Here is a 20,252-nt window from a genome sequence, read left to right as displayed (position 1 = left end):
TTCGCCTCCTTATCCGTACGCCTACAGCTTCGGCGTCAAGTCCATGAAGCTGATCGTCGCCATATTGGTGACCGTCCATCGTGAACCCAGTCGCTGCATACCCACTCGGTAGGCCACGTATTTCAGCGAGGGTATGTTCTGCGTCAGCGGACTGGTCGACGTCGTGTTGGTGAAGACGATGGCAACCGCATTCGCGCCGTCCAAAGATTCCACGGACACCCCCACGACGTTTGTGTCTCCGGTTACTTGTGCTTGCTTGTTTGGCGTGACCGCCGCCTCAAGGAACTTGCGGTATTGCGCCGCGAAGTCGCCACTGAGGTATTCGCTTGCACGGTCGGCCAGCGTGTCGATTGTGTCGGGGGTGTACGTCCACAGTGTGGTGATCGTCGCCGCCGCGGTGCGGGCGACCACCACTCGGGCGGACACCGCGGCGCGATCTGCCAGGTGGGGCTGCAGCACCGCACCGGTGAACGCGACGGAGGCGATGAACAGCGCGGCTGCGCCGACGACGGCGCCGGCAAGCCAGGTGTCACGCCGCCCTCGACGGCTTCCGGCATCGGGTGCCGCCTCGCCGGCTTCGATTTCGGTGCCGCCGTTGGAGGTGTCATGATCGGCGATCGCATCACTCAGATCACCGGGGTCAATCGGCTGATTTTCCACCATTGCCCTTCCTGCTTGACCGCTACCACCCAACGATTCACCCGTTCAAGCTGCAATTTTCCATTTGGTGACTTCGAGGTGAACTTCGTCAACACCAATACGTCGGCGCTGCCATCGTCGTTCCATTTCGAGACGCCGGCATCCAGGACGGTGCCCGTAGCTGCTTCGGCCCTGGCGACCCGAATGAGGATCTCGTTCCTACTTTCACGGTATTGCTCCGCAAATTCACCTGTGGCCTCAGCCAGTATGCGATCTGTGTAATCGTTGGCATGAAACGGATCCGGAGATGTGAATTCGGTCATGAATGAGCGAATGTAGCCCAGCACAGCGACATTTTTGATCATCATCCGCTTCTGCGATTCATGCGAATACAGGTTCATGGCACACAGGGTTATCGCCGCTGCAGAAAACACTACAGCGAGCATCGCCATTAGTGGGAATCTCCAACGCGGCAACGAACGCCGCGACGTCACGGGCAAGGCAGAGCGCTCGGTCGGTTCGAGCTTGCGTCGTGGGCTCATGGTTGCGCCTCTACCGCCGGTGTTCCAGCGATGACGGCAATGTCGTCGACACGCCATCCCGCCGCGCCCGACGCGACGAAGGTCGCCCGCACCGAGGCGGTGATGTAACGCTGGTCGGGCGGTGCGCCCCGTTCACCCTGCAAGAACAGCAGCATCGTCGCGCGTTCGGGTGTCGCGTCGAGGACCGCGCTATTGCTCACCCAGTATTCGTTGCGCACCGGACCTGACTCCTGCACAGCCTGCTGCAGGGCGGACAGCTCCGCGCCGTATTTGTCCGTCGCCAGGGAACGCGCGTGATCGAAGTCGGCCTGGATGGTCTCGGGGCGGTAGCTGAGCATCTGCGCGACCATGCGTGGACCCTGCTCCGCAACCTGCGCGCCTGCAACAGCTACCGACCGATCATGTTGGTGCACAACCGTATAGCTGATCGTGACGCCGACCGCGCAAAGCAACGCGGCTGTCAGCATGACCGCCGCCAAGAGGCGGCGTAGGTCGCGACCTCGCCGTCGCGTCCCAACGAGACACGATTCGGTGCGCAAAAGGATGTCGGCAAAGGTGCGCCGGCGCGAATCCCATAGCGGCCAGAACCAACCCGCGAACATCGGGGCGGTGTCCAGCACGTGCGCCGTGTCGCGCAACAATAGCCGCCACGGTCCAACGGGTGCAGCGTTGCGGTCCATGACCGTTACGCCGAAAGCCGCCCGCCCGAGGCTATTTCCGCAGATGATCGGCAGCAGCAGTCGATTTGCTGCCGTCAGCAGGATCGCAACCGCACCGGTTGACGCGCACACCCACCACCACCCGCTGTAGAGCGGTACCGCCAGTGCGACCAGCGCTGTGACCGCGAGCACCACCGCAGCTGGCAGGATGTCCACGGCCAACGCTGCCGCACGCAGCGACCACGGCGCCGGGACAGCCCCTATTGCCTTTTGGTCTGCGTCGGTGCTCGGCGGGGTGGCCGTTATCACCATCATCTGGCCACCTGGTCAAGATCGGCGATCTTGAACTGCCCATTCTCGGGCACCATCTTCACTCGCACCCGGTAGCTGTTTTCCCGCTCCGCCACACCAGCCTGGGAAATCCTCGCGCGAAACGCCAGTAACGTAACGATAGAACCGTCGCTGTTGGCTCGTTCCACCCCGGCGTGAATCTCCGGAACCTGGACATGGACGTCCTGCGCCTCATAGGCCTCCGCCAAAACTGCGCTATACCACACGATCTGGGCCTTGAAGTCCCCCGTGGAACACTCGTCAAGCTTGCGCTGACTGGCCGACAACGCGGTGCGGTCGGCCGGCTGAGTTGCCGCGACGCAGTCCTTGGCAGCGGCAACGGCTTCAGTGCCGGCACCCGCGATGGCCTGGCTGACCGAATGGGCACGAAGCACCCAGCAGCCCCCCGCAGCGATACCGCCGGCCAGGAGGGTCAACGTCATCGCGGCGGCACCCAGGCACCGACGGCTCAAGCCCGATGCGCCGTCCGTTGCTGCCGCGCCGTCGGGGGGACTCAGCCGACCGGGGCCAGCATGCTCTTCCATCCGTCGTCTCCTGTCGGCGTTGTCTGGACGGAGTACCTGACGCCGTCGGGCCCGGTGATCTCCCCGCTCTGGGTGCTGAGCAACGCACTGGGCGGCCCGGCCGGTGTGTAGGTACACGGGTTGGGCTGTTGCCCGTCGCACTGGACGGTGCCAAATCCCGGCCGGGACAACGGATCGTTGATCGGCGGGGGCGTGCCTGGCAACTGGTCGGCCGGCAGCGGATTCAACCCGGTGTTCACCGTCGGCGCCGGTATCACGTGGCCCGGCTCTACGGGTTGGTCGCAGCGGGCGCCCGGTGCGGGGCAGTTGCGGAGTTGGTTGGGGTCCCCATACCAGGGGTTGGTGCCCAGTGGGACGTATGGCTGGTCGCTGCGGCAATCCTGCGGGCTCGCCGCCCGCCGGCCTTCGACATCGACACAGGGAATGTTGCGGGCCCCGCGCACGGCATTGGCCGGGGTGTCCTGCGGAATCTTGCAGTAAGTGTCGGAAGGCAATGGCTCAATGCTGGTGTCGGCGGGAGAGCGCCACTGCGAGGCCGGCAAGAACCCGGTCAGACAGGGCGGCGGCTGGTTGATAGCCAGTTGAAGGTTCAGCGGGAATTCGCCCGGAAACGTCACCATGGTCGATTGGGCGACCGAAGCGGCCTGTGGAAGCAGTACCAGTACCTGCTCAATGCCCTTGCGGTAGCGCAGGAGCAGGCCCGTGACGATCTCGAGGTTGGCCAATGTCTGTGGCAACGATTCCCGAAGGCCGCCGGCCAGGTCGTTGGCGCTGTCGAGCGTGGAGGCTGCGTTGGACAACACGCTCTTGAGTTGTGGATCTTTCTGGGCGGTCTGGGTGGCCACGATATGAAGGTTGTGAATCCAGCTCCGGATGTCGTCGCTGGAGGCGGCCTGGCTGTCCAGCAGCGGCACCGACTGGGCGATGATGGCGTTGATATCGGCGGAGTTCGCCGCGAAGTCTCCACTGAGCGCCTGGGTGGAGTCGACAAGGCGGTGCAGCGCCGGGCCTAAACCACCTACCGCCTGTGAAGTCTCGTCGAGCAGCGACGTGATCTTGTCCTTGGGTAACGCCGCCAGGCCGCGGTCAATCGCGTCGAGCGCCTTCCCGATATCCTCGGGCACGGTGCCTTTGGTGATGGTTTGCCCGGGCGAGAAGAACTTGTCGGGGTTGCCCTGCGACACCAAGTCCAGATATTGCTCGCCGACCGCCGATACCGAATGCACGTTGGCTGTCGCGTCAACGGGGATCTTGTACCGGTCTTCGATACTCATCGTGGCGCGCACCCCGGTCCGCGTCGGCTCCACTGCGGTGACTCGGCCGATCGTGGCGCCGCGGTAGGTCACGTTGGCCGTGCGATACAGGCCGCCGGATGTCGGCAACTCCGCGTTCAGGCTGTACTGTCCGAGGCCGGCCAGGGAAGGGATACGCAGGTAATACCCGCCCAGGACCATCAGGGTGATCATCGTCAGGACGGTGAAGACGATGAGCTGGTATTTGACCAATCGGGTGACCAACATCTATTCACCCCTTTCAACCAGCGGACCGCCCGGCACATTGTTGGGGTTCGGCGTGAACCTGCCGTCGGGGATCATGGTGGCCGGATCGCGGCCCCAGGACTGCTCCAGTGCGCGTAGCGCCCCCGAGAAGCCGGTCCCGGTGAGGACGCCGCTATCAATTGTGCTGAGCGTCAGATCGATATTGAGGGAGGCATTGAAGAAGTCGCCCCGGAAAGACTTCGGGATGACATCGATGTCGAACGGCGCGGTGACGGCCAGGGGCAGGGCGGTCATCAGATACGGTGCAGCCCTTACGAGCTGCGCGAGCGGCTGCTGCGCGGACATCAGGTTGCGGTGCAGGCTGGCCTGTACCGGTCCGACCGTTTGCGCCGTGACATCACTGAACCGCCCCAGTGCCTCGACCGCATCGATGACGCGCCCCCGGGAGTCGGTGGCGTATTGAATCAACGGGGGCAGCGCTGTCAGCGCCGCGTTCAAGGTGTTCTTGTGCGCGGCCGCCATCGCAAGAACGCGGTCGGCCGAGTCGATGGCGCGCGTGACATCGCCGATCTGCTCGTCCAGCTTGGCGGTGAACGTGTCCAGCTTGCCGAGCAGAGCTCGGATCTGACCTTCCCGTCCGTTCACGATGTTGTAGACCTCGTTGGAGATCACCTCCAGGTTCGCGATGCCCCCGCCGCGCAGGAGGGTCGCGATGCTGGCCAGCGTCTGCTCGGTGGTCGGGAACGCCGACGAGTCCTTCAGTTCGATGGTGTCACCGTTCGCCAACAGCTGCGGCGATGGGTTATCCACCGGTGGAGCGAGTTCCACATGTTGGGTACCGAGCAAGCTGGTTTGGCCGATTTTCGCGGTGGCGTTCCTCGGCAGGCGGATGCCTTTCTGCAAGTCCAACGTCACACTGGCCACCCAGTTTTTCATCGCGATCGTCCGCACCCGGCCGACGTAGACGTCGGCGACCATCACCTTGCTGTTGGGTGTCAGCGCGAGCGTGTCGGGCATCTGCACGTAGACGGTGTAGGAGCCGGGCCCAGAGCCCACGCCGCCGGGGATCGCCACGTTCGAGATGCCGCGCCACTGGGCGCACGAGCTCAGCGAGATGGTGACAGCGAGCATGGCCAGCCCACGCCAGAGGCCACGTCTGACTCGGCGTGCCGCGTTCACTCGCCCGGCCCTGTCGACGCGTCAGCGGGCGACACCGCCGGTGCAGGCGTGGGCGCAACCGGGCCCGGCCTCACATCCGGTCCGGGCGGCGGCGGTGAACCGGGTTGCGGGTACCACGGCGGCGGGAGCGGGCTGTGCTCGTCGTAGGCGTTGGGCGGGCCGGCCTGGTTCGGCCCGACCGCCGGAGGGGGAACATCGGGCCCGCCCAGCAGCGCGCTCACCGACTGTGGCGTCAGCAGGTTTCCGGTGGCGGGCCCAACCTGCGCCCCTTGCATCCCGGGTGCCGTAATCCAGCCCGGGTTGACGTTGCCACGCGCGAAGAAGGCGTCCGGCGCGAAGATTCCGGGCACGGTGGTGTCCTTGAATCCGGCCGGCGGCTGTAACCGCGGCTCGGAGTAGGCGACTTGTTTGGGCTGCGTCGCCGCGGTGCTGAACGGCATCAGACCGAACGGCAGATAGTTGAACTTCATCGCATCCAGTACCGGCGTGAGGTATTGGGCGCACAGCTCAGCGGAATCCTGATACCCGAGTCTGCTGCCGGCCTGGATCGAACTGCAGATCAGCTCCAACGGATTGGCGAAGTTGACGACGGCGGGAATGGCGGTCAGCGCGCTCTGGCTCGGGTGGTAGGCATTGTTGACGTTCGCCGCGAAGGTCGGGAACACATGCAAAAAGGTCTCCAAGGCGTTCGCGGTGTCGGGTTGTACCAGTGGGGTGGTTGCCTCGGCGAGATTGTTGACATCGCGGGTCAACACCTTGGCGTTCTTGTCGAGGAACTTGTCCAGCACAGGCAGCAATGAGTTGAGGTTCTCCACTGCGTCGGCGACCTCGTGGTCGGTGGGCGTCAGGCTGGACGAAATCTGCGCCAGGTTGTCGTTCAGCGAGATCAGCTGCTGCTCGTTTATGTGCAACGCGTTGAGGAACTTGGCCAGACCGCGTAGCACCGCGAATGTTTCGCCGCGACTCTCGTTCAGCGCGGTCAGCGCCGTCGACAGGCTGTCCAACGTCCGGCCGACCTCTTGCCCCTTGCCGGACAGTCCGTTTGCGAGGGACTCGATGGTATCGCCGAGCGGCCCCTTCGGCTGCTGCGGCGTCGGGCCCAATGCGGAGACGGTCTGGCCAATGCTGTCGCGCAGCTCATCCCACTCCACCGGCACCTGGGTGCGTTCGAGCGGGATCACCGCGTTATTGGTCAACATCGGGCCACCGTTGTACGGCGGCTCCAGCTGAATGATGCGCGAAGCGACCAACGTCGGGTTGATGATCACCGCGGACGCGTTGTCGGGCACCTTATAGATGTTCTTGTAGTGGAATGTGACCTTCATCTTGTCGCCGGCCGGCTCAACCCTGTCCACGGATCCCGCGGCCACGCCCATGATCGTGACCTCGTCCCCCGGGTAGAGCGCGTTCGCCTGCGCGAAGTAGGCGACGACGGTGTTGGTCGTCAACTTGTGGTATATCTGTCGACCCGCGTAACCGGCAGCCAGGGCCAGCACCGCCACCAGTGCGGTAACGATCAGTGACTTTCGGGACGGTCGCGGCAGCCCGTTCACGTTGACGATGGTGCTCATTGGCCCAACCCTCCGGTGTTGCCCGGAAGAACCGGCATCGGTTCAGATCGAGCCCCCGGTGGTGCTTTCGGGGGCAGCTGCACCGGGCTTCCGGGAACGTCGGGCGACGGCTGACCCGGGCGCCCGGCGACCGGAATCCCCGGTGATGGTGACGGACGGTCGAGGTTCGGAACCGATGTCCGGACGTCAACCGGGGGCAGGTAACCCCCGTCGCCGCCGAATGGCCCGGCCTCCAGACCCGCACAGGGCAGCGGATTGCCCGGGCGTGGCAGACCGTCGACCGGCGGGGTGTACGAGCATGGCGATCCCGGTGGGACGGCCGGACCGGGATGTTGCAGGGTGCCCTCCAGTACCGGCGGCGCCGGCGGTGGCGCTCCATTGGGTAGCCGGGTGCCGTTGGGATCGGGCCACTGGAATGCCGGCAGCCCGGCGTTGCGCCAGAAGTCCTCCGGGTCGATGCCGCGCTTCTTGAATGCGGCGTCAACCCATGGCTGCAGCATCTGATAGGGCAGCAGGTTGAAGAGCGCAATCTTGGCATACGGCCCCGACGACACGATCTCGGACAGGGAGGCCACGAATTTGCCCAACTCGGTGACGGTGGAGGCCAGGTCGTCCTTGCGTTTGACCAGCACGTCGCTGACGGTTTTCACCTGGTTGAGCACGGTGTTCAGGTTGGGGTTGTCATTGATAAGTCCCTCCACCTGCGTTGTGACGGCGTTGAGGTTCCGCAACAACGCCTCGACCGCCTGGCCACGCTGGTTGACAGCCGCCAACAGTGCGTGGGCATTGACCAGCAGCCGGTTGATCTGGTCGCCGTGGACACCGAGAACGCCTGCCACCTTGCTGGTTTCGCCCAGCAGATGCTGGATTCGTTCATCGCGCTTGCCGACGGTGTCGGCGAATCGCTGCACCCCGGCGAGGGCTGCACTCAGGTGCGGGGCAGTCTGGTCGACGGTCTGCGACAGCACTTGCAGTGATTGTTTGATGGTCCCGACATCCCAGCCGGCGGTGGCCTTGGTGGCGTCCAAGAACGCGTCGTAGATCTGGTACGGGCTGGTGGTCTGGCCCAGCGGCAGCGTCCCACCGGAACGCAGCGGTGTATCACCCCGCGGCTGGATTTCGAGCACCTTCTTGCCCAGAACGGTGTCGGTTCGGATGGACAGTCGACTCCGGGTGCCGATAGTGTTGCCGCCCAAGGTGAATCGGACCACCACCCGGCCGGTCGCGATCTTGAGTTCCTGCACAGTACCGACATCCAAGCCCGAGATGCGCACCTTGTCGCCGACGCGCAGCGCGCCGGAGTCGCTGAACTCGCCGTAGTAGCGCGGCTGGGCGAACAGCACAGGTGCACTGGTGAAGGTTTGGCCGACCGCGGTGGCGAGCACCGCCAGGACGACGGCCATGATCCCGGTCCGGACCCGGTTTTCGGGCTCCAACGTCCTCATTGTGGTGTACACCTTCCGGTGGGCTGCTGGGTCAACCGCACCGTGCGGACCGGGCCGCCGGGCTGGAGGCCGTTCATTGTGAGCGTGATGTCGCAGAGATAGAAGTTGATGAAATCGCCATAGGTACCGGCGCTGCGGCCCAAGAGGGTCAGCGCGGTCGGCAGTTTGCCCAGCAATTCGTCGAGCCGGCTGCTGTCATCGACCAGTGGCTGCAGCACACCCTGTGCCGCAGAAACCGACTTCTGCAGCAGCGGCCGGTTGTCGGTCAACAGAGCGCTCAACTTTCCGGTGGTGCTACTCAAGCCGGCGACGCTGTCGGCGAGTGGATCCGCGTGCTCGGACAGCCCGCTGATCAGTGTCTCCAAGTTGACCACGGTCGCGTCGGCTTTACCTGCCTGCTTGACGATCGAGTCCAGGACGGTGTTCAGGTTTTTCACCACCGAACCGATCGCCTCGTCCCGGTCGGCCAATGCCGCGGTCACCCGGCTGGTTTGGTCGAGGATGTCGTTGATCGTGCCGCCCTGGCCCTGGAACACCGTGATGATCGCGGCAGCGATGGTGTTGACCTTCTCGGGAGCCAGCGCACGAAATACCGGTCGGAATCCTCCGATCAGTGCGTCGAGATCAAGGGCCGGCTCGGTGCGCGCCACCGGGATCTGGCCTCCTGGTGGCAGTAAGCGGTCGGTACCCTCGCCGATTCCGCGCTTGATCTCCAGGTAGCGATCGCCGATGAGGTTGGCGTAGCGGATCTGCGCGGTGGTCGACTGGTACAGCGGCAATGACCGGTCGACGTCGAAGGTCACGTGCACGCGCTCGCCACCTTCGACCAACCGCAGGCTGGTCACCTTGCCGACCTCTACCCCGGCGGCCCGGACAAACTGCCCCTTGCGCAATCCGCTACCGGAGGAGAATTCCGCCGAGTAGCTGACGGTGTCCTGAAAGCGCATCTGGCCGAACACCACGATGATGCCTGCGGTGAACATCACCAGCACCAGCGAGACGGCGGCGAGCTTGATAGCGGTTGCGGTCAGTTTCATGGGTTGATCGTGTACTCCCCGACTTGGCGTCCCCACACGTATTCGTTCGCCCACGGTGTACCGAATGCGAAGTGGTTGTAGGGGACGACGCTGGCACCGGTGTCAAGGACCAGGCTCGGCGCGGGCCACAGGTCTCGGGTGATCTTCTGCCAGCAGCCGGGCGCGCCGCCGGGACCACCGCGGCCGTTGACCCGGGGCAGGTTCTCCGGGTAGATGTACGGGTTGGGGGCGCCGATCAACTGGGTGTGTATTTTGAGCGAATACCCGTTTCCGCCGCCTTCCACATCCGCGACCGCAGGTGCCACCTCCGCGGCGTTGCGGATGGCGCAGAACAGTTCTGGGCTGTAGGTGTCGAGCAATGCGGTCGTCGGGACCAGTTGGTCCAACGTCTGAACCAGATGCGGCCGACTCTCTTCGAGCACGTCGGCACCGGTGTTGGCGAATCCGGTAGCCGCCAGAAGTACCGCGTCCAAGTCCTTTTGTTGCTCGTTGAGCGTGCGCGACGTGGTCGTCAGGTTGCTCACCAGGTTCCAGAGGTCCGGAGATGCATCGCCCACCGCGTCCGTTATCTGCGTCAGCTGCCGGACGTCGTGGTGCAACTGGTCCATCTGGGGGTTGAGGTTGTCCAGCACCTTGTCGCCGTTGACCAATGAGGTGCCGAACTTGGTCCCCTGTCCCGCCAGCGCTTGGGCGGCCGCGCTCAGGGTCAGGTTCAGCTTGACCGGATCCACCGACCGCGCAATCGAAGTCAGCGTTTCGAAAACGGTGTTGATCTCGGTGGACACCGACCGGACGTCGATCACGTCGGCGCTGGTGATCGGTGCGCCTGGATCCTTCGGTGAAGTGAGTGCGACGTACTTGCCGCCGAATACCGTGGACGCCTTGATCGCCGAGTCAACGTTGACCGGGATCAGCTCGAGGTACTTGGGCGACACGTCCAAGACGAATTTCGCCGCCTCCTTGCCGTCGCGTTCGATCTCGTTGATGCTCGCCACTCGGCCGACCTGGACCCCGTTGAGGGTCACCTTCGACCCGGGACTGACCAGCAGACCCGCGCGGTCGGCGATCAGCGTGAGTGACTCCTTCTGGGTAAAGCCTCCGCGAAACTGCACGAAGACCATGCCGCCGATGAGGGTCAGCACGGCCAGTGCGACGACAGCCACGGTCCGGTACGGGGGTGTGCGTTGAGTGTTTTCTGTGCGATGTGAGGTCATGGATTACACCGAGAGGTTGAAGTTGGGGTGGACTCCGTAGAGGGCCAACGAAGCGAGCATGGCAACTACCACCACTGCGATCAGCGACAAGCGCATGGACCGCCCGACGGCTGCGCCTACACCCACCGGGCCCCCGGCAGCGGTGTAGCCGTAGTAGCAATGGGTGATCATCACGATGATCGCGATGATCACAGCGGTCACGAACGACCAGAACACATCTTCGGGACGCAGAAACGTCCGGAAGTAGTGAGCGTAGGTGCCGCTCGATTGTCCGTAGAGCGCCGTGGTGACGAGTTGGGGCGATAGGAACGCCATGATCATGGCCATTCCGTACAGCGGCAGGATAACCACTACTGCGGCAAGTACTCTCGTCGATGTCAAGAATGCGATCGACTGGACCCCCATCACTTCTAGTGCGTCGATTTCCTCGCTGATGCGCATGGCCCCGAGTTCTGCCGTGGCGCCTGCGCCGACCGTGGCCGCCAGCGCAATGCCGGTGACCACCGGGCCGGCGATCCGCACATTGACCAGTCCGGCGAAGAAGCCGGTGAACACCTCGACTCCGATGTTGCCCAGTGACGAGAAGCCCTGGATCGCGACCAGCGAACTACCGGACAGCGTTACGAAAGCCACGATCGCGACGGTGCCGCCGACGACCGCCAGCGCGCCGGTACCCATGCCGATCTGGGCGATGAGTCGCATGGTCTCGGCGCGGTAGCGGCGCAGTGTGAACGGGATCTGCCCGACACTGCTCAGCATGAACCACACCATTTCGCCGAAACCGTTGAGCGCCCGCACGGGGCTGGCGGCGTACCGGTCGAGGTTGGTCACCGTCCGCGGGAAGCGGGCGCGCACGACGGCGGCGTTGGCCATGTCAGTGTCCCGTCCCGAATCGCACGCCGATGGTCGTCAGGATCACGTTCACCGCGAACAAGGCAAGCACGCACAGCACCACGGTTTCGTTGACGGCTATGCCGATCCCTTTGGCGCCCCCCGACACCGTGAGACCCCGGTAGCAGCCGACCAGCCCGGCGATCACCCCGAACGAGATGGCTTTGGCCAGCGCGATCAACACTTCGGGCAAGCCCGTGACAAGCGTCAGGGTGGACAGGTAGGCGCCACCAGAGATGTCCTGAAGGTAGACACTGAAGACGAAACCGCCGACCAGGCCCACGATGATCACCAGGCTGTTGAGCAGGCCGGCGATCAGGGTCGCCGCGAGCACGCGGGGCACCACCAGTCGGCGGATGGGGTCGATGCCCATCACCTCCAGGGCGTCGATCTCCTCCCGGATGGTGCGTGCGCCCAAGTCGGCACAGATCGCGGTGGAGCCGACGCCTGCGACCACCAACACCGTTGTCAGTGGGCCCAATTGGGTGACCGCCCCCAACGCCGCGCCGGCGCCTGAAATGTCTGCCGCGCCGAACTCGGCCAGCAAGACGTTCAACGTGAAGGTCAACAGTACCGTCAGCGGCATCGCCGCCAGGACGGTCGGCAGGATGGTGATGCGCAACAGGAACCAACACTGCAGTATCAGTTCACGCCACTCCAGTCGCCCACTGACGACGGCCTTTCCGGCCAATGCGGACATGCGGGCGAAACCGCCGATGTGCGCCAACGGTCGGCTCAGCTGGTCACCGATATAGTCGCGTGCGCCGGTTATGGCCGTCATTGCGGTTTCCCCGCGCGATGAAGTGACCGCACCTCACACCTCCACATTGCATCCGGTCGCTGGTGCGTATCAGGCGGGGCTGTCCGCACGCTCCGCCAGACCGACACCATCGATGAAGCTCACGTAGCGTTCCGCGACGTTGGTTACCAGGTCCCCGGTCGACGCCGTGTCCAACAGCGGCACCAGTGCCTCGATTGCCGCACGGGCTTTGGGTTGCCAGTGCGCCACCCACCCGTTGATCACCTCACGCAGAGCAGGGTCGCGATCGATCGTGTAGGTGACCAGCGCCTGCGTCCAGTCCTGGCTACGCCGGCTGTCGAGGGTGAATTCGGTGAAGAGCTGGCTCAGGAACTGGTCGCCGTTGGCTTCGGCCAGCCGAGCGAACTCCCAGTTGACCAGCGCGTCGATCATGGGCTTGACCACCAGGTTCAACGCCGTGAACGCCTCGCCCCAGTCGTAGGCGATCAGGAGTTCTTCCAGCAGCTGGCGCAGCGGTTGCCACTGCGGCCCCGACTCCCAGGGCTGGCGCGCGGTGCCGGTTTGGGCGAACTCCTCGCCGTGCGCGTTGGCCAGCACCTTGGTCCAGTAGGCGATGCGCTGAACGCGGCGCAGCTCGTCGGCGGCCTGGAAGTGGGCGCAGTTGGTGATGAACGACGACGGCGCCACCTGCCCCAGATACAATCCGGCCATCTGCAACGCGTGCAACGGAAAGCGCAGCGGGACAAAGAAATTCTGCAGTGTCGCCACCCAATCCGGCTTCAGCTGCGTGACGGCGCCGGCGGCTTCGTACTGGTCGATGAGACCATCGACGTAGGTTTCGCGGTCCCGCTGACGGGTGACATATTCGGTGTAGGTCAGCTTGTAGGGATCGCGGAACTGTTCCCAGTCCTCGACCTGAAGGGGCGAGCCCTCCCGGTACCGCATGTACCAGTTGTTGAGCGGGACGTTCGGGTCCAGTTCGAATGGGGCGGGCTCGTGGCGAAAGTGGTAGTGGAATTTGGCCGTCACGGCCTCATAGGGACTGGGTTTGCGTTTGACATCGCCCAGCAGGCTCCAGGTGCGAGGTCCTACTCGCCGGTTGTTCGTCGCCACGGTCATGCCTCTCTGTCAAGTTGCCAGACGACCTCGTCGTCGCCGAAGTCGATGCGGCCAGCGAAACTGGCCAGGTTGGGTTCGATGTCGCTCAGCCGGAACGGGCGTCCGAGGGCGTCTTCCAGCGATTCGCGGGTCAGTCGGCAGTACCACGGTGCGCTGATGCGGATGTAGGCGCCTTGATCATCGACTTGGAGATCGGTGTCGGGGTTGTCGATTTCGATGGCGTCGATCACCGCGCCGCAGAGTTCGCGGTCAATGCCCCGCAGGATCGGGCCCACGCGTTTCTCCACCCTGCCCTGCTCATCCGTATGCGTCATCCGGCTTCCTCTTGTGTGATCCAAAAGCGGTTGTCGTGCCGTTGGCCGTCTTGCGGAATACCGATCTCGATCTTCTCGCCGACCACCCTGGTCGGAAATGAATACAGCTGGCTACCAACCGGATTGATCCCCTCCCCGGTGCGGAGGTCGAACTGCCAGTGGTGTCCACCGCAGGTCAGCTCGCATTTGTCGGGATCAAACTCTCCGTCGGCTAACAGAATTTCCTGGTGTGGGCACAAACCTTGGAACGCCTTGACCTCACCGCCGACCAGGTGGGCGACCAAAATCTGCTCACCATCGACTTCGAAGTCGATCATCTCGCCCTCCCACAACTCATCGGCCTCGGCGACTTCGACCCATCGCATCTCGGTCACGACTGCTCCTGGTAGTAGGCCTCGACGAAGTCCAGCGGCGCGATGCCGACACTGGCCGGCGTCGCATCGGCCGGCAGCACCTGCCCGTTGAATCGCACCCGCAGCGGCTTGTTCTGCGGGGCGACGCGGCGGTTGACCGAGTGGTGGGCGAGTTTGCCGGCGACGACATCCATCGTGTCGTCGCTATCGATCGGCACTAGTTGGACGACGAAATCGCCTTCAACCAGACCTTGGACTGGCAATGGTGCCATTGGCGGCTTCCTTTCTGCTGCGTAGTGATCAGGGCGCCGACACGAGCAGTGGCGCGTGCTCATGAGCCCATGCGTAGTTGGTCGCATCCTGGCCGGCTTCGGCCGGAGAGATGCTCATGTACGCCAAGGCGCCACCGAGGTCGGGCGGCTGGATGTGGCCGGCCAGGAATCGGTCGACGATGCCCAGATGTCCTTGGAAGCGAGCCGGATTGATGGTGAAGATCCACTTGCACGGCTCCGAACAGAAGGTGTAACGGCGCCCCTGATAGTCGTGGATCAGCGGTGCCGGACTGTCGAGGTAGCCGGCGTTGAACCCGGCCGGTGTGCAGACCGGGATGTGACACATGTTGCACACCATCGGCAGCGTCTCGGGCAGGGTCAGGGGAATATCGCCGGCACGGACGTTGTCGGTGATCACATCCCAGTACTTGCCGAACGAGTCGTTCCAGCCCGGGTACTTCTCTTCCAGCCAGTCACGCTCCTGCGGCGAGACGCCGGCGTCGGGGTTCCACCACACCGTGGGGCGCCAGGTCCACACGCCGAGATGGTAGGCGTGATGTAGCCAGTTGACCTCGTTGAGGTAATGCTCATTCCAGTACCACGGAGTTTCCAGGCCGAAGTCACGGAATTGGTCGACAAACTGTTTATTGATCCACTCCGCCATAAACTCTTTGAACGAGTGCCTGCGATGCTCGAGGGGGGTGTAATAGTCCATCGAAAGGCCGGTGAGTAGTGCGAACACTTTCCAGGACCGCCAGAACATGTGATCCAAGAGTTTCTGTACGATCTCGCGCTTACCGTTTCGTATCAGGATCTTCATTGTCGGCTCGCCCTGCTGGGCGTGGCGGGCTTCGTCGGTTTGAATCGACGAGATGAGCGCGCTGAACTCCAGGTCACCCACACCCATCGCATCGGCGGCCATCCCGAGGAACTGCAGGTTGGTGAACCCGGTCTCGAAAGTCGACGTCAGCTGGATGGCGGTTGAAACCGCATCGTTGGCGGTGAACATGTCGTCGAAGAGCGACCGCGCCGCGATTGCGCCCCACTCATTGGTGTGCGGCGCCTTGTGCGCCCAGTCCGCCCGGGGCTCCTTGTGCAGCAGGGTGTAAGGGATGTAGGTCTGAATCTGGCCGTGCCGGGTCTCGTCGAGCATTCCGTAGGTGGCCATGTTGCGCCAGGCCGCTGCTCGCCCGAATCGAGCCATCCGCGATTCGGCTATGCCCGCAACATATTCGGGGACCGCGACCGCGCCGTAGTGGGCGAGGATAGCCGCCTTCCACCCCGGGTCGAGTTGCTCATACACCTTCGACCGGGCCACCACGGCGTTGACCGCGTAGACGCTGGCGTCCTTACCCGCCTGGATGTGCACGTACTCCGGGTAGGTGATCTTGTAGGGCTCGTCCCAAGTCCACCATTGCTCGGTGGACACACCGAAACCGTTCGACATCTCCTCGGGAAACGCTTGGTCCTCGGTGACGTAGGACAGCGTCCAGTTCATGTCGCGTGTCAGGTCGTACCATTCAGAACGGGCCAGCTGGGGCATCGTTATCTCTCTTTCCGTCGGAGTGTGTGAGATGAGCTCTCAAACCTTCTTGCGGTTGTGGACATCACACTGTCACGTACCCAGCGATGGCATGTGAACCGTTCCACAAGACGGAACGCAGGCGCGCCGCTGCTGGTGACGACTACCGCGTCAGATAATCCCCGGCCCGACAGCCGGCGACACCGACGGCATCGACGATGTCGACGTGCCGCATCGGATACCCGGATGTCCGATCGCGAGCGAACATCGTCGATGCGATATCTTGTGCGCCTTGCCGTTTAGCCTCGCTGGCCAGATCGCCGCGGACGAGCCGCGAGCAACCGGGATCGCTTCACAGTGCGCCACACGGTTGTCCGCCACGCGCCTCGGGCAGGTGCCGCAGCCGGTTTCTCCCCGGTGACGAGCCGTAGCTACTACATTCGGCGCGACGATGAGTCCTCCGACAGCGCGGCGCACGATCAGGTCCTGCCCCCCCGGTCAGCCGGGGACCGCGAGCCTGCTGACTTGGCCTTGACGCCTCGACGAGTCTGATGAAAAACGCATTGGGACCGCGACAGTTGATCTGCCGGCGAGTTCGTGGGCACCCCCGGAACGTTTGGCACGCATTTAACGCCAACCCGCAACGAACCGACTATGCCCACATTTTCGGGATTTTCATGCGTTCTATACAGCGGTGGCGGCCTAAGCCGTACTATGGGGACGCTCGGTAAGAGTGGTCAATTTCATGTAACTGGAGTTCATGTGAGCCTCGTCGATGACGGTCGTCCTGCCTCGGACGTGGTAGTCACGCACCGCGATGACGCGCTGAAGTCGGTTGCGAACACACTGGATGTGCTCGATTGTTTCCGCACCGATGACGAGTTGGGCGTGTCGGAAGTAGCGCGCAGCCTGGGGGTCGCCAAGAGCAGCGCCCACCGCATGCTCAGTACGCTGGCCAGCCGGGGTTTCGTGGAACGCAGTCCGGCCACCGGACGCTACCGGCTGGGCCTGCACCTCTATGAGCTAGGCCAGCTGTCGATCAGCCGCAGCCGCCTGCGCCAGGCGGCACTGCCCATCATGGAGGATCTGCGTCAGCGCACCGGTCACACGACGCACCTCGGCGTGGCCGATGGGCCTGATGTGGTGCATCTGGAGCGGTTGCAGTCCCGCGAAGGACTCTACCTGCTTGAAGCCGTCCTGCCACGGCGATTCGCGACACACTGCTCGGCGACGGGCAAGGCACTGGCCGCCTTCGACCCAGCTGTCGCCGACGCCCGCCGCCGTGCAGGGTTCCCGCCGATCACACCCAACTCGGTACGTACTGTCGCCGGATGGGAGGCGACACTGACCCAGGTCCGCCGCGACGGTGTTGCCATCAACCGCGACGAGGTCCAGGTCGGAGTCATGTCGGTGGCCGCACCCATCTTCGACAGCGCCGGGCAAGTCCGCGCCGCGCTATCGATCGTCGGTCGCACCGAACTCGTGGAACGCTCCCTGGCCCAGTTGACCCGCCTGCTGGTGGAGGCAGCGCGCCAGCTGGGCCGGCGGGTGTCCTAGTAAGCGGTAGCATTCATCGCCGTGGTCGGCATCGACGCATACCTCACCGACGAGTGGTACCCGGGCTTCACGCCCGCGCTCGCCCAGTCCCTCTATATCGTCGAGCCGTTCCGCCGTTTCACCGAGGCCGACAAAGACCGGTTTTGGTTTCTGGACTTCCACTGGGCCCGTGGACTGACACCGCTCGGCCTGATCTGGAACCAGGACGGTTATTCATGGGGTACCCAACTGGCAGCCGAGCAAATGCCGCTGCCCACTGGGCGGGGTATGACGCAGCGGATCGCCGGCACGCACACCTACGCCGCAGTGATCCCCGTGCGCAACAAGCACGCGGTTGCTGCGCGCGACCAGCGTATGCGCACCTACCTGCCACGTTTTCTGGACCGGTTCGAGCAGATCTGGACACAGCGTCGCGACGAAATCGAGACAGGTTGGCGCGCATTCCTGTCACGTGACTATTCGGCACTGTCCGATGATGACCTGGCCACCGGACTACGCGAGGCGAGGTTGTACTACCGCCGGACGTTTGAGATCCACTTCGAGATGATGTACCCGCTTATCACGAACTATCTGGGCTTTCGGGGTCTCTGCGGAGAACTGGGTGTCGAGCCCGCGATCGTGGCGAAGTTTCTGCAAGGCTACGACACGAAGATCGCCGAAACCGACCGGGCATTATGGAGCCTTGCCATCGATGCCCGATCGCGTGGTCTGGATCTGACTTTCGCGGCTACCCCGGCCGATCAACTCGGCGCGGCGTTGGAGACCAGCGACACCGGCCGGCGCTGGTTGCAGCGACTGGCGACGTTCTTGGACGACTACGGTCACCGCACCGCCGGTACCGCAGACGTGGCGCTACCAAGCTGGATCGAGGATCCCACCCCGGTGTTCAGTACGCTCCAGGGGTTCCTGCAGCATGACCAGCCGCATGACTTCGCAGCCGCTCAGGCCTCCGCCATCGAGGAGCGGGAGGGCGCGATCGATGACACGCGTCGCCGGCTGACCCGTAGCGAGCAACAACTCTTCGATGCCGGGCTCGCCTCCGTGCAGCATGCGAATTTCCCTTGGTGGCAAGACGATCACAACTACTACATCGATCTCCGGGCATCGCTGCCGATCCGCTGGGCGGCCTTGGAACTGGCCAACCGGATCGGCGCCGACCGCTACGACGACACGATGTATCTGTTCTGGCCGGAATTGCTTGAACTCGCCGACCGGCAGCGCAGTTACACCGATCTCCGCACCCTTGTCGAGGCCCGGCGACAGTATTTCGACCACTGGCAAACGCGGCGCTCACAGATGCCGAAAGTGCTGGGCACGATTCCCGACGAAGTCGACGATCCGATGCTGATCGAGATCTACGGCTTGGACCGCCAGTACATGAGCGCAGTGCGCGCCGAGGCGGCCGGCCTCCGGGTTTCTACGCTGCGCGGTGTGCCCGTTGCGCGCGGCTCGGCCTCTGGGCGGGCGCGGGTATTGCGCGACCCCAGCGAACTCGACAAGATCCAGAGCGGCGAAATCTTGGTTTGCGAATCCATCTCGGTCAGTTGGACTTTGGTGTTCAGCCGCATCGCGGCCTGCGTCTGCGACAGCGGTGGAATGCTGTCGCATGCTGCGATTGTCGGCCGCGAGTACGGCGTACCGACCGTCACCGCCTGTGGGGTGGCGACCTCATCGATCCGCGATGGCGACGACATTCATGTCGACGGCGCAACCGGCGTGGTCACCATCATGCGCAGGCGCTCGTAGATCCCCTGCCGTTGCATCGCAACCGGTCAACCGAAACTGTCGTACCTGATCCGGTCGAGTTGAATGCCGTTCTGCTCCAGCAGTGCGGTGACCGCATTGGTCATAACCGGCGGCCCGGCGATGTAGAAATCTGCCGAAGTCAGGTCGGGTAGCGCCGCCACCAGTGCGTCGGTCACCATGCCTACGGCGCCGGGCCAACCCGGTGACGGGGACACCAGCACGCCTGTCAGGTCGGCGTTGGCCAGCTCGCCAGTCAGCACACCCAACTCGTCCCAGCAGACCAGATCGTCAATATTGTTGGCCCCGTAAAACGCTCGGATGGTTCGCCGATCGGCCGCACTGACCAGCTTTCGGAGCATGGCAAGAATCGGTGATATCCCGGTCCCGCCGGCCACCAGGCATATCGGCGTCGAGGAGTCACGTATCCACATGTCGCCGTATGGACCTTCGATACTCACCTGTTCCCCGGGCGTCAGTGCGGCCACCGCCTCGCTGACCGGCCGCCCGCCGTAGCGCTTCATGATGAACTCGACGTCGCAGGATCCCGGCATGTTGGACATCGAGTAGCACCGGCGCATCACGCCGCCCAAATCGATGATCGCGTGTTGCCCCTCATAGAAGTCGGCGATGCCGTCAAGCTCGAAGCGCAACCGCCAGATATCGGGCCCAAGGGCGTCCTTGGCCGTCAACACCGCCGCGAAGCTCCGGGCGGCGAAACCATCTCGCGGGCTATCGGCGATCCAGGTCGGCTTCACCACCAGGTCGGACAGTGCTGTGCTCTGACAGGCCAGGACACGGCGGCGGCGTTCGTCCCGGGGCGTGATCGACGGCGCGTCGGCGAACAGTAGCTCGGTCTGCCCTTCGACCAATGTCACCTTGCAGGTGCCGCAGCTGCCCCAGCCACACTCGAACGGCATCCACACACCGGCCCGGATAGCTGCAGAAAGAATGCGTTCGCCGTGGCCGACGCTGAAACCACAGTTGTGGCCCGCGATTTCGACGCGATAAGAATCTTCGTCACCCATCCCGGTCCTTTCGTCGTGGTCAGGTTTCAGAGA

Annotated in this window: 20 protein-coding genes; 2 read left to right on the top strand and 18 right to left on the bottom strand. The window is 63.9% G+C overall.

The window, feature by feature from the left end; all coding sequences use genetic code 11:
• Positions 1-21: 21 nt before the first annotated feature.
• The 17 genes from BN4346_RS32325 to BN4346_RS32245 form a co-directional block, all read right to left on the bottom strand.
• On the bottom strand, positions 22-663 hold the full coding sequence (locus tag BN4346_RS32325) for a mammalian cell entry protein (RefSeq protein WP_067970885.1): 642 nt from the start codon (positions 661-663) through the stop codon (positions 22-24).
• The gene (locus BN4346_RS32320; RefSeq protein ID WP_067970883.1) at positions 627-1,181 is read right to left on the bottom strand and encodes a mammalian cell entry protein; all 555 of its coding nucleotides are present in this window, start codon (positions 1,179-1,181) and stop codon (positions 627-629) included. The genes BN4346_RS32325 and BN4346_RS32320 overlap by 37 nt, the downstream gene beginning before the upstream one ends.
• Positions 1,178-2,155, bottom strand: a complete 978-nt coding sequence (locus tag BN4346_RS32315) for an RDD family protein (protein ID WP_067970882.1) — start codon at positions 2,153-2,155, stop codon at positions 1,178-1,180. The genes BN4346_RS32320 and BN4346_RS32315 overlap by 4 nt, the downstream gene beginning before the upstream one ends.
• Positions 2,152-2,613 carry a hypothetical protein gene (locus BN4346_RS32310; protein WP_067970880.1) on the bottom strand — a complete coding sequence of 154 codons (462 nt, stop codon included), beginning with the start codon at positions 2,611-2,613 and terminating at the stop codon, positions 2,152-2,154. Before BN4346_RS32310 ends, BN4346_RS32315 begins: the two co-directional genes overlap by 4 nt.
• A 71-nt stretch (positions 2,614-2,684) precedes the next feature.
• Positions 2,685-4,235: an MCE family protein gene (locus BN4346_RS32305; RefSeq protein WP_407695070.1), complete on the bottom strand. Its 1,551-nt coding sequence runs from the start codon at positions 4,233-4,235 to the stop codon at positions 2,685-2,687.
• Complete coding sequence (locus tag BN4346_RS32300; RefSeq protein WP_067970878.1) at positions 4,236-5,393, bottom strand: MCE family protein; 1,158 nt, start codon at positions 5,391-5,393, stop codon at positions 4,236-4,238.
• Positions 5,390-6,964, bottom strand: a complete 1,575-nt coding sequence (locus BN4346_RS32295; RefSeq protein WP_067970876.1) for a virulence factor Mce family protein — start codon at positions 6,962-6,964, stop codon at positions 5,390-5,392. The genes BN4346_RS32300 and BN4346_RS32295 overlap by 4 nt, the downstream gene beginning before the upstream one ends.
• The gene (locus BN4346_RS32290) at positions 6,961-8,409 is read right to left on the bottom strand and encodes an MCE family protein (RefSeq protein ID WP_067970874.1); all 1,449 of its coding nucleotides are present in this window, start codon (positions 8,407-8,409) and stop codon (positions 6,961-6,963) included. The genes BN4346_RS32295 and BN4346_RS32290 overlap by 4 nt, the downstream gene beginning before the upstream one ends.
• Positions 8,406-9,446 carry an MCE family protein gene (locus BN4346_RS32285; protein WP_067970871.1) on the bottom strand — a complete coding sequence of 347 codons (1,041 nt, stop codon included), beginning with the start codon at positions 9,444-9,446 and terminating at the stop codon, positions 8,406-8,408. The genes BN4346_RS32290 and BN4346_RS32285 overlap by 4 nt, the downstream gene beginning before the upstream one ends.
• Positions 9,443-10,660, bottom strand: coding sequence for an MCE family protein (locus tag BN4346_RS32280; protein ID WP_067970869.1), 1,218 nt, complete (start codon positions 10,658-10,660; stop codon positions 9,443-9,445). Before BN4346_RS32280 ends, BN4346_RS32285 begins: the two co-directional genes overlap by 4 nt.
• A gap of 3 nt (positions 10,661-10,663) precedes the next feature.
• On the bottom strand, positions 10,664-11,533 hold the full coding sequence (locus BN4346_RS32275; RefSeq protein WP_067970867.1) for an MlaE family ABC transporter permease: 870 nt from the start codon (positions 11,531-11,533) through the stop codon (positions 10,664-10,666).
• A 1-nt stretch (position 11,534) separates the two neighbouring features.
• On the bottom strand, positions 11,535-12,332 hold the full coding sequence (locus BN4346_RS32270) for an MlaE family ABC transporter permease (RefSeq protein ID WP_067970865.1): 798 nt from the start codon (positions 12,330-12,332) through the stop codon (positions 11,535-11,537).
• A gap of 69 nt (positions 12,333-12,401) precedes the next feature.
• A complete protein-coding gene (locus tag BN4346_RS32265; RefSeq protein WP_067970864.1) occupies positions 12,402-13,430 on the bottom strand; it encodes an aromatic/alkene monooxygenase hydroxylase subunit beta in 1,029 nt (342 codons plus the stop codon).
• Positions 13,427-13,744, bottom strand: a complete 318-nt coding sequence (locus BN4346_RS32260) for an MmoB/DmpM family protein (protein WP_067970862.1) — start codon at positions 13,742-13,744, stop codon at positions 13,427-13,429. Before BN4346_RS32260 ends, BN4346_RS32265 begins: the two co-directional genes overlap by 4 nt.
• Entirely contained in the window at positions 13,741-14,109 is a 369-nt protein-coding gene (locus tag BN4346_RS32255) for a Rieske 2Fe-2S domain-containing protein (protein ID WP_067971144.1), read from the bottom strand. Before BN4346_RS32255 ends, BN4346_RS32260 begins: the two co-directional genes overlap by 4 nt.
• A 5-nt stretch (positions 14,110-14,114) precedes the next feature.
• Positions 14,115-14,369, bottom strand: coding sequence for a toluene-4-monooxygenase system B family protein (locus BN4346_RS32250; protein WP_067970859.1), 255 nt, complete (start codon positions 14,367-14,369; stop codon positions 14,115-14,117).
• A 28-nt stretch (positions 14,370-14,397) separates the two neighbouring features.
• Positions 14,398-15,912 carry an aromatic/alkene/methane monooxygenase hydroxylase/oxygenase subunit alpha gene (locus BN4346_RS32245; RefSeq protein ID WP_067970857.1) on the bottom strand — a complete coding sequence of 505 codons (1,515 nt, stop codon included), beginning with the start codon at positions 15,910-15,912 and terminating at the stop codon, positions 14,398-14,400.
• 741 nt (positions 15,913-16,653) lie between these two features.
• Between BN4346_RS32245 and BN4346_RS32240 the strand changes: the two genes are divergently transcribed.
• Complete coding sequence (locus tag BN4346_RS32240; protein WP_235653599.1) at positions 16,654-17,448, top strand: IclR family transcriptional regulator; 795 nt, start codon at positions 16,654-16,656, stop codon at positions 17,446-17,448.
• A 21-nt stretch (positions 17,449-17,469) separates the two neighbouring features.
• A complete protein-coding gene (locus BN4346_RS32235) occupies positions 17,470-19,194 on the top strand; it encodes a PEP-utilizing enzyme (RefSeq protein ID WP_067970853.1) in 1,725 nt (574 codons plus the stop codon).
• Between the two features lie 26 nt (positions 19,195-19,220).
• On the opposite strand, the gene BN4346_RS32230 is transcribed toward BN4346_RS32235, so the two are convergent.
• Positions 19,221-20,219, bottom strand: coding sequence for a 2Fe-2S iron-sulfur cluster binding domain-containing protein (locus BN4346_RS32230; RefSeq protein WP_067970850.1), 999 nt, complete (start codon positions 20,217-20,219; stop codon positions 19,221-19,223).
• Positions 20,220-20,252 lie beyond the last annotated feature (33 nt).

Source organism: Mycolicibacter icosiumassiliensis (assembly GCF_900078685.2).
Lineage (GTDB): Bacteria > Actinomycetota > Actinomycetes > Mycobacteriales > Mycobacteriaceae > Mycobacterium > Mycobacterium icosiumassiliensis.
This window is presented reverse-complemented; position numbering and strand designations above follow the sequence as displayed.